The following is a 14,636-nucleotide window of genomic DNA, read 5'->3' as shown; positions in this document are numbered from 1 at the left end:
ACTTCTCCGGGTGGAACTGGGTCGCCCGCAGGGCGCCGTTCTCGACCGCGGCGACGAACGGCTCGCCGTGGGTGGCCCAGGTGACCTTCGGGGCGGCGAGGGTGGGGTTGCCGATCTCCAGGGTCCAGTCGCGCACCGCGTAGGAGTGCACGAAGTAGAACCGGGCGTCGGCGTCCAGGCCGGCGAACAGCTCGCTGCCGTCGGCGGCGTCGACCGTGTTCCAGCCCATGTGGGGCACGACCGGGGCGTTCAGGGGCTCGACGCTGCCGGGCCACTCGTCGAGGCCCTCGGTCTCGACGCCGTGCTCGATGCCGCGGGCGAAGAGGATCTGCATGCCGACGCAGATGCCCATGACCGGGCGGCCGCCGGAGAGCCGGCGGCCGATGATCCAGTCGCCGCGGGCCTCCTTGAGCCCCTGCATGCAGGCGGAGAAGGCACCGACCCCGGGGACGAGGAGTCCGTCGGCGTTCATCGCCTTCTCGTAGTCGCGGGTGATCTCGACGTCCGCGCCGACCCGGGCGAGCGCGCGCTCGGCGGAGCGGACGTTGCCGAAGCCGTAGTCGAAGACGACGACCTTCTTCGGGGATGCCGTACTCATGCCCATACGTCCAGTCGCATGACACCGGCGGCGAGACACATCGCCGCACCGAGGGAGAGCAGCACGATCAGGCCCTTGGGCATCTGCTGCTTGACGAAGGAGTAGATGCCGCCGAGGAGGAAGAGCCCGACGACGATCAGGATGGTGGAGAGGCCGTTCACGACTACAGGGCGCCCTTCGTGGAGGGGAGGATGCCGGCGGCGCGCGGGTCGCGCTCGGAGGCGTACCGCAGGGCGCGGGCGAGCGCCTTGAACTGGCACTCCACGATGTGGTGGGCGTTGCGCCCGTACGGGACGTGGACGTGCAGCGCGATCTGGGCCTGGGCCACGAAGGACTCCAGGATGTGGCGCGTCATCGTCGTGTCGTACGAGCCGATCATCGGCGCCATGTTCTCGGGCTCGGTGTGCACGAGGTAGGGGCGGCCGGAGAGGTCGACCGTGACCTGGGCGAGGGACTCGTCGAGCGGCACGGTGCAGTTGCCGAAGCGGTAGATGCCGACCTTGTCGCCGAGGGCCTGCTTGAAGGCGGCGCCGAGGGCGAGGGCGGTGTCCTCGATGGTGTGGTGCGAGTCGATGTGCAGGTCGCCGTCGGTCTTCACGGTCAGGTCGAACAGACCATGCCGGCCGAGCTGGTCGAGCATGTGGTCGTAGAAGCCGACCCCGGTCGACACGTCGACCTTTCCGGTGCCGTCGAGGTCGATCTCGACGACGACGGAGGTCTCCTTGGTGGTGCGCTCAACGCGGCCTACGCGGCTCATCGCTTCTGCTCCTTCATCAGTTCACGGACCGCGTCGAGGAACGCGTCGTTCTCTTCGGGGGTGCCGGCGGTGACCCGCAGCCAGCCCGGTACGCCGTTGTCCCGGACCAGGACGCCCCGGTCGAGGATCTTCCGCCAGGCCGCGTGGGAGCCCTCGGCCCCGTCGAAGCGCCCGAACTGGACGAAGTTGGCGTCGGAGTCGGTGACCTCGTAGCCGATCGCCCGCAGCTCGGTGACGAGCCGGTCCCGCTCGGCCTTGAGCTGCTCGACGTACCCGAGGAGGGTGTCGGTGTGCTCCAGGGCGGCGAGGGCGGTGGCCTGGGTGACGGCGGAGAGGTGGTACGGGAGGCGGACCAGCTGCACCGCGTCGACCACGGCCGGGTGGGCCGCGAGGTAGCCGAGGCGGAGTCCGGCGGCACCGAAGGCCTTGGACATGGTGCGGGAGACCACCAGGTGCGGCCGGCCCTCGATGAGGGGCAGCAGCGAGTCGCGGTGGCTGAACTCCACGTACGCCTCGTCCACGACGACCAGGGAGGGCTTCGCGGCCTGGGCGGCCTCGTACAGGGCGAGGACGGTGTCGGCCTCGACGGCGGTGCCGGTGGGATTGTTGGGGGAGGTGATGAAGACGACGTCGGGCCGGTGCTCGGCGATCGCCTGCTCGGCGGCCGCCACGTCCACGGTGAAGTCCTCGTTGCGCGGCCCGGAGATCCAGCCGGTGCCGGTGCCCCGGGCGATCAGGGCGTGCATCGAGTACGAGGGCTCGAAGCCGATCGCGGTACGGCCCGGGCCTCCGAAGGTCTGCAGCAGCTGCTGCAGGACCTCGTTGGAGCCGTTGGCGGCCCAGACGTTCCTGACGGTGACCGGGTGCCTGCCGGTGCGGGTGAGGTAGCGGGCGAGCTCGGTGCGCAGCTCGACCGCGTCCCGGTCGGGGTAACGGTTGAGACCGCGGGCGGCCTCGGCGACCCGCTCCGCGATCCGGGCCACGAGGGGCTCGGGCAGCGGGTAGGGGTTCTCGTTGGTGTTGAGCTGGACGGGCACGTCGAGCTGCGGCGCCCCGTAGGGGGACTTGCCCTTCAGCTCGTCGCGGATCGGCAGGTCGTCGATCCCGGGGGTGTCGTAGGCGTTCACTTGCTCTCGGGCACCTTCCAGCCGAACCTCGCCTTGATCGCGGCGCCGTGGGCCGGGAGGTCCTCCGCCTCGGCGAGGGTCACCACGTGGTGGGCGACCTCGGCGAGCGCGTCGCGCGTGTAGTCCACGATGTGCACGCCGCGCAGGAAGGACTGCACGGAGAGGCCCGAGGAGTGGCAGGCGCAGCCGCCGGTGGGCAGGACGTGGTTGGAACCGGCGCAGTAGTCGCCGAGGGAGACCGGGGCCCAGGGGCCGACGAAGATCGCGCCCGCGTTGCGGACCCGGTCCGCGACGGCGGCGGCGTCACGGGTCTGGATCTCCAGGTGCTCGGCGCCGTAGGCGTCGACGACGCGCAGGCCCTCCGCCACGCCGTCGACCAGGACGATCGCGGACTGCTTGCCGGAGAGGGCGGGGGCGATCCGGTCGTCGACGTGCTTGGCGGCGGCGACCTGGGTCTCCAGCTCCTTCTCGACGGCCTCGGCGAGCTCCGGGGAGTCGGTGACGAGGACGGCGGCGGCGAGCGGGTCGTGCTCGGCCTGGCTGATCAGGTCGGAGGCGACGTGGACCGGGTCGGCGGTGGAGTCCGCGAGGACCGCGATCTCGGTGGGGCCGGCCTCGGTGTCGATGCCGATGCGGCCGGTGAAGTAGCGCTTGGCGGCGGCGACCCAGATGTTGCCGGGGCCGGTCACCATGTTCGCGGGGGCGCAGGACTCGGTGCCGTAGGCGAACATGGCGACGGCCTGGGCGCCGCCCACGGCGTACACCTCGTCCACGCCGAGCAGGGCGCAGGCGGCGAGGATGGTGGGGTGCGGCAGGCCGCCGAACTCCTTCTGCGGCGGGGACGCCAGCGCGACGGAGGCGACGCCCGCCTCCTGGGCCGGGACCGCGTTCATGATCACGGAGGAGGGGTAGACGGAGCGGCCGCCGGGGGCGTAGAGGCCCACGCGCTCGACCGGGATCCACTTCTCGGTGACGGTGCCGCCGGGCACGACCTGGGTGGTGTGGGTGGTGCGGCGCTGGGCGGCGTGGACCAGCCGGGCGCGCCGGATGGACTCCTCCAGGCCGGCGCGGACGGCGGGGTCGAGCTCGTCGAGGGCGCGCCGCAGGGCGGCGGCGGGCACCCGGACCTGGTCGAGCCGGACACCGTCGAATTTCTCCGCGTACTCGATCAGCGCCGCGTCGCCCCGATGATGCACGTCCTCGCAGATCGGCCGCACCTTCTCCAGGGCGGCTTCCACGTCGAACTCGGCACGGGGCAGCAGGTCACGCAGGGCGGAACCCTCGGGGAGGGCCTCGCCGCGCAGATCGATTCGAGAGATCACGGGTCAATTCTCGCAGACGGGCCGAAGGAGCCGGTCGGCCGTATCACTGGCTGATACACGTCGCGGCCCCCCGTATCACTGGCTGATACGCGTCCCACTGGCGTCTGATCGCCACTCCTGACCGTTAGCGTTCAGCCCGTCACTCACCGGGAAGAACGGCTGTACGAATCCACGAATCCGGCTGCGGAATCGTGGACGCGGATCGTGGAAAGCGAGGGGGCGGCATTGACCGAGCCGCACGAGGACGGGGTGCCGGAGGGTCTCACGGGTCCGGAGCAGGCCATGTGGCGGGCGTTCCGGATCGGCAGGACGTGCGACCTTACGGAGGGGATCGCGGAACGGGACGACCCGTTCGGACCGCATCCGTGGGGCGAGCAGCGGTGTGTCAGCGCCGAGGTGGTGCAGCGGCTGCTGCTGGACGGGCCGCAGGCGCGGCCGGGGCGGGTGGCCGCGCTGAAGCTGCGCGGGGCGCGGATCACGGGGGTGCTGAATCTGGCCGGCGGCACCATAGGGCCCTACGTGGAGCTGAACGGCTGCCGGTTCGACGGCGAGGTGGTGGTGCCGGAGTCCCGGTTCGGGACGCTGCGGCTGGTCGAGTGCGCCATTCCGCGCCTGGAGGCGGCCCGGCTCCACACCGAGGGGGACCTGCACCTGCCGCGGTGCCGGGTGCGGCGGGGCATCCGGCTGACGGACGCGCAGATCGGCACGGACCTGCTCATCAACCAGATCCAGGTGTGGCCGGACCGGCAGGGCCGGGCCATCGCGGCGGACGGGATGGTGGTGGCGCAGGACCTCCAGGCCGAGCTGATCGAGACGTACGGGGAGCTGAGCCTGCGCGGGGCGCAGATCGGGGTCTCGCTGAGTCTGCGGGGCAGTGTGCTGCGCGGCGCGCAGCAGCGCCGGGCGCTGAACGCGCCGCAGCTGACGGTGGAGCGCTCGCTGTATCTGAACGCGGCGTGGGTGTACGAGGGCTCGGGGAACGTGACGGGGACCCCGCCGTACGGGACGGCGCCCTCCCAGGACGCGCGGCGCAAACCGGTGGAGTGCCACGGCGGGGTGCGGCTCGACGACGGCCGGTTCGGGGACGCGGTGGACCTGCACCACGCCCGGTTCGTCCTGAACGGGGCGCGCCGCGAGGAGGTGTCGCTGCGCCGCATCGTCACCCCCGAGCTGCGGTTCAACGGGGAGCGGCCGGAGGAGGGCCGGGTGGTGCTCAACGGGGCCAAGGTGGTCACGCTGATCGACCTGTCGACCAGCTGGCCGGGGCCGGGGGGCCTGGCCATGGGCGGCTTCGTCTACGAGAACCTGGTGCCGTACGGGCACTTCCCGCTGGCCCGGCGCCTGGAGTGGGTGGCGGCTGCCACGCCGGAGTACGCCCCCGAGCCGTACGAGCGGCTCGCGACGGTCCTGCGCGCCAGCGGGGAGGACGCGGACGCCCGCGAGGTGCTGCTCGCCAAGCAGCGGCGCAGACGCGAGACGCTGCCGCTGGCGGGGAAGCTGTGGGGCTACCTCCAGGACCTGACGGTGGCCTACGGATACCGGCCGGGCCGGGCGGCGCTGTGGATGGCGGTCCTGTGGGCGGCGGGCACGGTGGCCTTCGCGCGCTACCGCCCCGACCCGCTCAAGAAGGAGGAGTCGCCGGAGTGGAACGCCACGCTGTACGCCCTCGACCTGCTGCTGCCGGTGATCAATCTCGGCCAGGAGGGCTACTGGCGGCTGGAGGGGATCTGGCAGTGGGTGGCCACGGTGCTGATCCTCGTCGGCTGGGTCCTGGCGACGACGGTGGCGGCGGGCGCGACCCGGCTGCTGCGGCGCGGCTGACCGGCCGCCCGCGCCGGGTGGCCCGCGCTCCGGGTGCGGGGAGCCGGTGAGGCGGGGGTGAAGGCCCTGGGCAGGAGGGCGCGGAAGGGAGGCGGCGGATGGGAAAATACGTCGCACCATGTCCTTGTTCCGCGCCCTGATCGGGAGCGTCCGCGCGGCCCGGCACGCCCCCCGGCTCACCGCCGGCCTCGTGCCGGACGACGACGTGCTCCTCGACGTCCCGGACGGGCGCCTCGCCCCGGCGCTCGTCGCCGCCGCGCTCGCCGACCCCGGGCCCGCCGCGAAGCTGCTGGCCACCACGCGGGACAGCGGCGAGTGGGAGGACCGCGACCGGTACGTGACGCGGCTCGCCACCTTCGCGTACAGCAGGGACGGCTGGCTCACCGAGTGGCTGGCCGCGGCACCCGGGGACCCGGACGCGCTGCTCGTCACGGCGCAGCTCGCGGTGCGCCGGGCCTGGGAGTCCCCCGCCCGCGCCGAGCGGCTGCGCGAACTGGACCCGCTGATCCGGCGGATCACGGACGAGGCGCCGCACGACCCGGTGCCGTGGCGCCTCGCCCTGGACCACGCGCGCGGCGCGCACGCCGGGCCCGCGGTCTTCGAGTCGCTGTGGGAGCGGGCCCTGCGCCGTTCCCCGCATCACTACGGCTGCCATGTCGCCGCGCTGAAGTACCTGTCCTCCCAGTGGTACGGCTCGCACCGGGCCTCCTTCGACTTCGCCGAGCAGGCCGCCGACGACGCCGCGCCGGGTTCCCTGGTCCGCGCGCTCCCGGTCCGCGCGGCCTACGACCGGCTGCGGATGGTGCCCGGATCGGGCCGGCCGGTGGACGGCGAGCGCCTGGACCGGGCCGCCGACCGCGGGCTCGGCCTGTCGGCGGTCTTCCCCGAGGCCGACCCGTGGCCCGCCGAGGTGCGCAACCTCCTCGCGTACGTGCTCGTGGCGCGCGGGCGGTGGTCGGACGCGCTGACCGAATTCGGCCGGATCGGCCCGTACGCCACCTCGTTCCCTTGGGGTGCCGGACGGCAGGATCCGTTGCGCGGATTCCTGTCCGCGCGGGACCGGGCGCGCGGCGAGCTGGCGCGGCGGACGCCGCTGTGGAGGCCCGGCCGGGAAATACCCGGACGGGGTGACGCCGGCGGCCGTTAGGCTTGACCGCTGTGACCACCGCTCGCCTGCCACTCTTCCCGCTCAACGCGGTGCTGTTCCCCGGCCTCGTGCTGCCGCTGAACGTTTTCGAGGAGCGTTATCGCGCCATGATGCGGGAGCTGCTCACGGGCGACGAGTCCGAGCCGCGCCGCTTCGCCGTCGTCGCCATCCGGGACGGGCACGAGGTCGCGCCCACCGCGCCCGGCATGCCGGACCCGACGGCGCTGCCGGAGAAGGGCCCCGCCGCGGGCTTCGGACCCGATCCGATCCTTTCCTTCCACGAGGTGGGCTGTGTCGCCGACGCGGCCTCGATCCGTGAGCGTGCCGACGGCAGCTTCGAGGTGATGGCCACCGGCACGACCCGGGTGCGGCTGCTCTCCGTCGACGCGAGCGGTCCGTTCCTGGTGGCCGAGGTGGAGGAGATCCCCGAGGTGCCCGGCGAGGGCGCCGACAGCCTCGCCGAGGGGGTGCTGCGGGCCTTCCGTGACTACCAGAAGCAGCTGGCCGGGGCGCGGGAGCGCTCGCTGACGACCAGCGAGCTGCCCGACGAGCCCTCGGTGGTGTCGTATCTGGTGGCGGCGGCCGCGGTGCTCGACACCCCGTCGAAGCAGCGGCTCCTGCAGGTCCCGGACACCGCGACCCGGCTGCGCGAGGAGCTGGCGCTGCTGCGCTCGGAGACGGCGGTGCTGCGGCACCTGCCCTCCCTGCCGGCGGTGGATCTGACGATCGCGCCGACGTACCCGAACTGAGTCCCGAGGGGGAGCGCGTGGCGAAGAAGCAGAAGAAGAACGCCGGGGGCACGCCCGCGACGGTGGCCCTGGCCTCGGCCGGCACCCCGTTCACCCTGCACGCGTACGAGCACGATCCGGCGTCCCCCTCGTACGGCGAGGAGGCGGCACAGGCCCTGGGCGTCTCCCCCGACCGGGTCTTCAAGACGCTGGTGGCGGACGTGGACGGCGAGCTGACCGTGGCGGTGGTCCCGGTCGCGGGACAGCTGGACCTGAAGGCCCTGGCCTCGGCGGTCGGCGGCAAGCGGGCGGTGATGGCCGACCCGGCGGCGGCCGAGCGCACCACGGGCTACGTGCGGGGCGGGATCTCGCCGCTGGGGCAGCGCAAGCGGCTCCGGACGGTTCTCGACTCCTCGGCCTCCGCGCACGCGACGATCTGCGTCTCGGCGGGCCGGCGCGGCCTGGAGGTGGAGCTCTCCCCCACCGACCTGGCGGCACTCACCTCGGCGGTCCTCGCGCCGATCGGCCGGGGCTGATCCGCCGGGAACGGAACGGGCACGGGGAAAGGGCCCGGCGGCCGGTGCCGCCGGGCCCTTCGCCGCCGTACGGGACCGCTCAGGGCGCCCAGGGCCCCTCCGGCTCCGGGTCGCGGGGGCCGAAGAGGGCCGTGAGCGCGAGGTGGACCACGGTCGCCGCGAGCGGCCAGGCCAGCATGGCGGCGGCGGCCATGTGGAGTTCGAGCGGCGCGTCGAAGGTGACGTTCGGGCCGACCTGCTTGGCGTGCGCGACCACGTTCGCCGTGGGTCCGAGGGACGAGCCCAGCCACCAGGCGAGCAGCGAGCCCAGGACACCGCCGGCGGCCAGGCCGAGGACGAGCGGCACCCCGCCCTTGCGGCGCAGCAGGAAGACCAGGACCGCGGCGGCCGCGCCGAAGGCGAGGGCGAGCAGGACGAAGGTGCCGTCCGCGCCGATCGCCGCCTCGCCCTCGGAGTCGCGGAGGTAGACGCCCTTGCCGTCGGAGATCAGCTTCACGTGCGGCGCCTGCCAGAGCCACAGCAGGCCCAGGAGCGCTCCGGCGACCGCCGAGGCGATCGTCACCACGATGCCCTGCACCACTTCGGCCGCCGTGATCGGGTCGCCGGCCGGACCGAGCAGCGGCGGGGGCGGCGGGGGCCAGTCGGGGTCGTGCGGCGGAGGCTGAGACGGAGTCAGAGGTGCGGTCACCCCGCCATCGTGCCAGGTGTGGCTGTGCCCCGCCTCAGCGGACCGCGGCCCGCCGGTAGGCCCACGTGGCGACCGCGAGGGACAGCACGCCGACGACTCCGCACACGGCGAGGTCACGGGCGACGGCCACCCAGTCGGGGTGCGGCGCGAAGGTACGGGCCAGGGCCTCGACCCCGTACGTGGAGGGCAGCAGGTCCCGCGCCCAGCCGATCGGCCCGGGCAGCCGCTCCGCCGGCAGGACGCCGAGGAGCAGCGCGGCGGACATGCCGAGCTGGCCGAGGAGGGTGGCCAGCTCCTGGCGGGGGGCGAGGAGGCCGAGCGCCGCGCCGAGCCCGGCGAGCGCCGCCCCGGCGAGGGGGACGACGGCGCCGAGGATCCACAGGTGGCCGAGGGGCAGTCCGAAGAGGACGGAGCCGGTGACGGCGGTGACGACCGTGCCGGGCACGGTGAAGGAGGCGTACGCCCCGGCGGCGCCGAGGACGACGGCGGCGGGCGGCACGGGCAGGGTGGCGTAGTGGTCCAGGCCGCCGGTGGCCCGCAGCTGGCCGAAGTACTGGGCGAGCAGGTTGAGGGCGACGAAGGCGACGACGAGGACGGAGGACCCGGCGACGACGGCCCGGGCCTCGCTGCCGCCGTCGACGACCCCGCGCATCAGGACCATGATCCCGACGGACTGGAAGGTCGCCACGAAGAGGAGGGGGATGCGGGCGACCCGGGCCCGCGAGAGCTGGGCGCGGTAGACGGCGGCCAGGGAGGGCAGCAGCCGGGCGGCCGGGGCGAGGGGCGCCGCGGCGTCCTCGGTCTCCCCGGTCCCGGCGGGGCGCGCGGCGGTCGGCAGGACCTCGGCGGGCACGGTGCTCACTGCGTACGGCTCCTGACGGTCACGGTCGAAACGCGGGGGTTCACGCCTTCACCAGTCCCTCGGTCCGGCCGCCGAGGGCGAGGTACACGTCCTCCAGGCTGGGGGTGGCGAGCGTGAAGTCGTCGAGCGCGGCGAAGGCGGCCCCGCCGGTGACGGCGGCGACGGCCGCCCGGGCGGCGTCGGGGGCGAGCCGGAGGACCCAGCGGCGCCCGGATTCCTGGGCGAGGCCGCGCAGGGCGGCGACCTCGGGGAGGTGGAGGGGGGCGGCTTCGCGCCACAGCAGGTCGACGCGGACCTCGCCGGCGACGCGCTCCTTGAGGCCGGCCGGGGTGTCGCAGGCGATGACCCGGCCACGTTCCAGGACGGCGACCCGGTCGAGGACGGTCTCGGCCTCGATGACGTTGTGGGTGACGAGGAGCACGGTGGTGCCGTGTTCGGCGCGCCGCCGGTCGACGGCGGCCCAGACGGCGCGGCGGGCGACCGGGTCCATGCCGGTGGTGGGCTCGTCCAGGACGAGGACGGGGCGGCGGCCGACGAGGGCCGCGGCGAAGCAGGCGAGCCGGCGCTGGCCGCCGGAGAGCTTCTTCAGGGGCCGGCCGGCGATCTCGGCGAGGCCGAGCTCGTCCAGGACGGCGTCGCGCTCGGCGCGGGCGTCGTGGGCGGACAGGCCGCGGAGCCGTCCGGTGGTCTCGGCGGCGAGGGAGACGGTCAGCTCGTCGAGGGCGGTGGACTCCTGGCCGAGGTAGGCGAGGAGGCGGGCGGCGCGTCCGGGGTGGCGGACGAGGTCGTGGCCGAGGAGCTCGACGGTGCCGGAGTCGGGGCGCATGAGGCCGGTGAGCTGGCGGACGAGGGTGGACTTGCCGGCGCCGTTGGGGCCGAGCAGCCCGAAGATCTCACCGCCGCGCACGTCCAGGCTGATCCCGTCGGTGGCCCGCACCTCCGGGGTCGCGGGCGTACCGCGCCTGCCGCGCGTGGCGGGGTACGTCTTGACCAGATCCCGCACCACGCACACCGTACTCACGGAGGGAGAGCCTACGGGGTCGCCGGGCCGGCTCCGGGCGCGGGGGCGTGTTCGGCGGCGGCCCGGACGTCGATCTCACGCCAGAATCCGGCCCGGATGGCGTAGCGGTCGTGCTCGTCGATCTGGTCGTCCTTGTGGGCGAGCAGGCCGAAGCGGGCGGCGTAGCGGAGGAGTTCGCCGTCGATGCGGTGCGGGATGCGGGGGTAGAGGGCGGAGAGCTTCTGCACGTGGCCCGGGTCGGCGAGCCGTTCCATCCACCGGCGGGCGAACACCTGTCCGACCTCGAAGGGGTCGCCGCCGACGGTGGTGATGTCCTCCTCGCGGTCGGCCCAGCGCTGCTCGGCGCTGGTGAGCTGGGCGAGGGTGGGCAGGGAGGCCGTCTCCGGCGGCTCGCCGACCCAGGGCGAGCCGGGGCGTTCGATGAGCCCCCGGTCGGAGGACCAGCGCAGGGCGCTCGCCGTCTGGGCGGCGGAGGGGGCGGCCGGGCCCGCCGGGGCACGCAGCCCCGCGAGGTCCTTGGGGGTCGGGATGCCCTTGCCCTGCCCCGGGGCGGGGGCGTGGCCGTTGTGACCGGCGTGGCCGTTGAGCTCGCCGTGCGCGTCGGCTCCGTGCCCGTCGCGGGAGGGGCCGGACGCCTCGGCGGCGGGCCGCTCCCCGTTCCGTACGGCGGAGGCGGCGGCTTCGGCCGCCTCGGCCGCCCGTTCGGCGGAGGCGGCGAGGGCGGACTCGGGCAGCGGCGCGGAGAGGATGGCGGCGATCTCGGGGCGCGGGGCGGGGGCGGGGGCGCAGATGCCGGTCAGGTCGCGGGCGCGGACGGCGCGGGTGATGAAGGCACGGTCGAGGACCCGCCGCTCGTCGGCCTCGGCGACGAGGTCCTCCGACTGGTTGTAGTCGCCGTCGGCGGCCTGGACGGCCCACAGGTGGACGGCGACGCCGTGCTCCTTGGCGGACATGAGGCCGGGCAGCAGGTCGCCGTCGCCGGTGACGAGCACGATGTCGGAGCAGGCGCGGTTGCGGGCGAGCTCGGTGAGTTCGGTGTGCATGGCCGCGTCGACGCCCTTCTGCGCCCAGCGCCCCTCGCTGCGGGTCAGGGCGCCGAGCCGCACGGTGACCCGCGGCATCACGCGCAGCCTGCGGTGCTCGGGCTGCGGCACCCGGTCGGGCGCGCCGTCGAACCAGTAGATCCGCAGCAGGGGCAGCCCGGTCTCGTCCTCGGCGCGGCGGCGCAGCTGCTGGATGAGCGCGGCGTGGTCGACGCTGATACGGGAGCGGGCCGGTTCCCCGGCGAGGAGGCTGGCGGCGGCGCCCAGCAGGTAGCCGGCGTCCACCAGGACGACGCAGCGGTCCACGTGTTCCACCCTCTTTCGGGAAACCTCGGGGTCGGACTCGGGATCGGAGGTGCTTCGGGTTCCATCGAGTCTGCCCGACCGGCGGTGGCTTGACGGCCGGAACTGGATCATCGGCGTGGCGGAGTGGCCTCCGGCGGCCCGTGACGCTCCGCAATGATCCAAAATGCGGCGTTTCCTCCGGTGTGTGAGTCTGACAGCGGCCCTGGCCCCTAGATCCCTTCGAGGAGGCATCATCCCCATGGCCAAGAACCGCAACCAGAACCGCAGTCAGAAGCAGCAGTCGCCGGCCGAGCGCAGTGCCGAGCAGGCGCAGCGGTCGTCGATGGAGTCCCAGGCCGAGCACCGCGCCGCGCAGGTCACCCCCGGTGACATGGCGCGGAAGGGCCGTCAGAAGCGCTTCGGCCACAACTGACGCCTGCCGCGGCAAGGCAAAGGGGCGCGCCCGTGACGACGGGCGCGCCCCTTGCGCGTGCGGGGGGGGCTCAGCCCGCCAGGCAGGACGGGCCGAGCAGCACCTTCAGATCGCCGAAGAGGGCGGGGTCGGGCTGGACCCGGTGGCGGTCGAGCCGCAGGACGGTGGTGGTGCGGGGGCCCTGGAGCTTGATCCGCACCTCGGTGTTGCCCTTGTGGTGCTGGAGGATCTCGCCGAGCCGGCTGACCATCGGCGGGGTGACCTTCAGCGCCGGGATGGTGAGGACGACGGGCGCGTTGGTCCCGGCGTTCGACAGGTCGGGGACCATCAGCTCCATGGCGACCAGCCGGGGCACGTCCTCCCGCTTGTCGAGGCGGCCCTTGACGAAGACGACGGCGTCCTCGACGAGCTGGGTGGAGACCAGCTGGTAGGTGGCGGGGAAGAACATGCACTCGATGGAGCCGGCGAGGTCCTCCACGGTGGCGATGGCCCAGGCGTTGCCCTGCTTGGTCATCTTCCGCTGGAGGCCGGAGATGATGCCGCCGATGGTGACGACCGCGCCGTCGGCGTGCTCGCCGCCGGTGAGCTGGGAGATGCCCGCGTCGGTCTTGTCGGAGAGGACGTGCTCCAGACCGAAGAGGGGGTGGTCGGAGACGTACAGGCCGAGCATCTCGCGCTCCTGGGCGAGCAGGTAGGACTTCTCCCACTCCACCTCGGAGAACTCGACGTCGAGTCCGAAGCCGGGCTCGTCGCTGTTCTCCTCGCCCATGCCGCCGAAGAGGTCGAACTGGCCCTCGGCCTCCTTGCGCTTGACCGCGACCACGGTGTCGATCATCGGTTCGTGCTGGGCGACCAGGCCCTTGCGGGTGTGGCCCATGGTGTCGAAGGCGCCGGCCTTGATCAGCGACTCGACGGTGCGCTTGTTGCAGACGACGGCCTCGACCTTGTCGAGGAAGTCGGGGAAGGAGCTGTACTTCCCCTTCGCCTTGCGGGTCTTGATGATCGACTCGACGACGTTGGCGCCGACGTTGCGGACGGCGGTCAGGCCGAAGAGGATCACGTCGTCGCCCTGGGCGGCGAAGTTCGCCTCGGACTCGTTGACGTTCGGCGGGAGCACCTTGATGCCCATGCGCCGGCACTCGTTCAGGTAGACGGCGGACTTGTCCTTGTCGTCCTTGACCGAGGTGAGCAGCGCCGCCATGTACTCGGCCGGGTGGTTGGCCTTGAGGTAGGCGGTCCAGTAGGAGACGAGGCCGTACGCGGCGGAGTGCGCCTTGTTGAAGGCGTAGCCGGCGAAGGGGACCAGGACGTCCCAGAGGGCCTTGATGGCCTCGTCGCTGAAGCCCTTCTTCTTGGCACCGGCCTCGAAGATGACGAAGTTCTTCGCCAGCTCCTCGGGCTTCTTCTTGCCCATGACGCGGCGGAGGATGTCGGCCTCGCCGAGCGAGTAGCCGGCGATGATCTGGGCGGCCTTCTGCACCTGCTCCTGGTAGACGATCAGGCCGTAGGTGACGTCGAGGACCTCCTTGAGCGGCTCCTCCAGCTCCGGGTGGATCGGGGTGATCTCCTGCTGGCCGTTCTTGCGCAGCGCGTAGTTCGTGTGCGAGTTCATGCCCATCGGGCCCGGGCGGTAGAGCGCGGACACGGCGGAGATGTCTTCGAAGTTGTCGGGCTTCATCAGCCGCAGCAGGGACCGCATGGGCCCGCCGTCGAACTGGAAGACGCCGAGGGTGTCGCCGCGCTGGAGCAGCTCGAAGGTCGTGGGGTCGTCGAGCGGCAGGGCGAGGAGATCGATGTCGATCCCCTTGTTGGACTTCACCATCTTGACGGCGTCGTCCATGATCGTGAGGTTGCGCAGGCCGAGGAAGTCCATCTTCAGCAGGCCGAGCGACTCGCAGCTCGGGTAGTCCCACTGGGTGATGGTGACGCCGTCGGTGTGCCGCACCCAGACGGGGACGTGCTCGGTGATGGTCTCGCTGGACATGATGACGCCGGCGGCGTGCACGCCCATCTGCCGGACCAGGCCCTCGACGCCCTTGGCGGTGTCGATGACCTTCTTCACGTCCGGCTCGTTCTCGTACATCGCCCGGACCTCGCCCGCCTCGCTGTAGCGGGGGTGCGAGGGGTTGGTGATGCCGTCGAGGTCGATGCCCTTGCCCAGGACGTCGGCGGGCATGGCCTTGGTGATGCGGTCGCCCATGGCGTACGGGTAGCCGAGGACGCGGGCCGAGTCCTTGATCGCGTTCTTGGCCTTGATCTTGCCGTAGG

Annotated in this window: 15 protein-coding genes; 5 read left to right on the top strand and 10 right to left on the bottom strand. The window is 73.1% G+C overall.

The genetic code is table 11. The features are described from left to right. The 5 genes from hisH to hisD form a co-directional block, all read right to left on the bottom strand. On the bottom strand, nt 1-598 hold a 598-nt coding region (hisH, locus tag RIF68_RS09405; protein ID WP_309050687.1), incomplete at its 3' end, for an imidazole glycerol phosphate synthase subunit HisH. Continuing rightward, nucleotides 595-759 (bottom strand): hypothetical protein, encoded by a 165-nt coding sequence (locus RIF68_RS09400; RefSeq protein WP_309050686.1) that lies wholly within the window; start codon nt 757-759, stop codon nt 595-597. The genes RIF68_RS09400 and hisH, both read right to left, overlap by 4 nt. 2 nt (nt 760-761) lie before the next feature. Then, on the bottom strand, nt 762-1,355 hold the full coding sequence (hisB, locus tag RIF68_RS09395) for an imidazoleglycerol-phosphate dehydratase HisB (RefSeq protein WP_030492957.1): 594 nt from the start codon (nt 1,353-1,355) through the stop codon (nt 762-764). Beyond that, the gene (locus RIF68_RS09390) at nt 1,352-2,482 is read right to left on the bottom strand and encodes a histidinol-phosphate transaminase (RefSeq protein WP_309050685.1); all 1,131 of its coding nucleotides are present in this window, start codon (nt 2,480-2,482) and stop codon (nt 1,352-1,354) included. Before RIF68_RS09390 ends, hisB begins: the two co-directional genes overlap by 4 nt. Further along, the gene (hisD, locus tag RIF68_RS09385; protein WP_309050684.1) at nt 2,479-3,804 is read right to left on the bottom strand and encodes a histidinol dehydrogenase; all 1,326 of its coding nucleotides are present in this window, start codon (nt 3,802-3,804) and stop codon (nt 2,479-2,481) included. Before hisD ends, RIF68_RS09390 begins: the two co-directional genes overlap by 4 nt. A 225-nt stretch (nt 3,805-4,029) precedes the next feature. Here hisD and RIF68_RS09380 point away from each other — a divergent pair, with 225 nt between their 5' ends. The 4 genes from RIF68_RS09380 to ybaK all read left to right on the top strand — a co-directional run bounded on the left by RIF68_RS09380 (nt 4,030) and on the right by ybaK (nt 8,036). Beyond that, nucleotides 4,030-5,625, top strand: coding sequence for an oxidoreductase (locus tag RIF68_RS09380; protein ID WP_309050683.1), 1,596 nt, complete (start codon nt 4,030-4,032; stop codon nt 5,623-5,625). Between the two features lie 118 nt (nt 5,626-5,743). Then, complete coding sequence (locus tag RIF68_RS09375) at nt 5,744-6,772, top strand: hypothetical protein (protein WP_309050682.1); 1,029 nt, start codon at nt 5,744-5,746, stop codon at nt 6,770-6,772. An 11-nt stretch (nt 6,773-6,783) separates the two neighbouring features. Beyond that, on the top strand, nt 6,784-7,521 hold the full coding sequence (locus RIF68_RS09370; protein WP_309050681.1) for an LON peptidase substrate-binding domain-containing protein: 738 nt from the start codon (nt 6,784-6,786) through the stop codon (nt 7,519-7,521). A 17-nt stretch (nt 7,522-7,538) separates the two neighbouring features. Further along, entirely contained in the window at nt 7,539-8,036 is a 498-nt protein-coding gene (gene ybaK / locus RIF68_RS09365) for a Cys-tRNA(Pro) deacylase (RefSeq protein WP_309050680.1), read from the top strand. 79 nt (nt 8,037-8,115) lie between these two features. On the opposite strand, the gene RIF68_RS09360 is transcribed toward ybaK, so the two are convergent. The 4 genes from RIF68_RS09360 to RIF68_RS09345 are packed head-to-tail and all read right to left on the bottom strand — an operon-like array spanning nt 8,116 to nt 11,965. Next, nucleotides 8,116-8,724, bottom strand: a complete 609-nt coding sequence (locus tag RIF68_RS09360) for a DUF2567 domain-containing protein (protein WP_309050679.1) — start codon at nt 8,722-8,724, stop codon at nt 8,116-8,118. 34 nt (nt 8,725-8,758) lie between these two features. Beyond that, the gene (locus RIF68_RS09355; RefSeq protein ID WP_375165107.1) at nt 8,759-9,577 is read right to left on the bottom strand and encodes an ABC transporter permease; all 819 of its coding nucleotides are present in this window, start codon (nt 9,575-9,577) and stop codon (nt 8,759-8,761) included. Between the two features lie 49 nt (nt 9,578-9,626). Next, nucleotides 9,627-10,607 carry an ABC transporter ATP-binding protein gene (locus RIF68_RS09350; protein ID WP_309050678.1) on the bottom strand — a complete coding sequence of 327 codons (981 nt, stop codon included), beginning with the start codon at nt 10,605-10,607 and terminating at the stop codon, nt 9,627-9,629. An 11-nt stretch (nt 10,608-10,618) separates the two neighbouring features. Then, the gene (locus RIF68_RS09345) at nt 10,619-11,965 is read right to left on the bottom strand and encodes an NYN domain-containing protein (RefSeq protein ID WP_309050677.1); all 1,347 of its coding nucleotides are present in this window, start codon (nt 11,963-11,965) and stop codon (nt 10,619-10,621) included. A gap of 229 nt (nt 11,966-12,194) precedes the next feature. Here RIF68_RS09345 and RIF68_RS09340 point away from each other — a divergent pair, with 229 nt between their 5' ends. Next, on the top strand, nt 12,195-12,368 hold the full coding sequence (locus tag RIF68_RS09340; RefSeq protein ID WP_309050676.1) for a hypothetical protein: 174 nt from the start codon (nt 12,195-12,197) through the stop codon (nt 12,366-12,368). A gap of 70 nt (nt 12,369-12,438) precedes the next feature. Here RIF68_RS09340 and dnaE read toward each other — a convergent pair. Then, a partial coding sequence (dnaE, locus tag RIF68_RS09335; RefSeq protein ID WP_309050675.1) for a DNA polymerase III subunit alpha occupies nt 12,439-14,636 on the bottom strand: 2,198 nt, incomplete at its 5' end.

This window comes from Streptomyces sp., from assembly GCF_031178505.1.
GTDB lineage: Bacteria > Actinomycetota > Actinomycetes > Streptomycetales > Streptomycetaceae > Streptomyces > Streptomyces gulbargensis.
Note: the sequence above shows the minus strand (reverse complement) of the source record. Positions and strands in the feature narration are given on the sequence as shown.

Coding starts and splice junctions, on each gene's coding strand:
- RIF68_RS09340 (WP_309050676.1), top strand. CDS start 12,195: ATGGCCAAGAACCGCAACCAGAACCGCAGTCAGAAGCAGCAGTCGCCG.
- RIF68_RS09375 (WP_309050682.1), top strand. CDS start 5,744: ATGTCCTTGTTCCGCGCCCTGATCGGGAGCGTCCGCGCGGCCCGGCAC.
- hisB (WP_030492957.1), bottom strand. CDS start 1,355: ATGAGCCGCGTAGGCCGCGTTGAGCGCACCACCAAGGAGACCTCCGTC.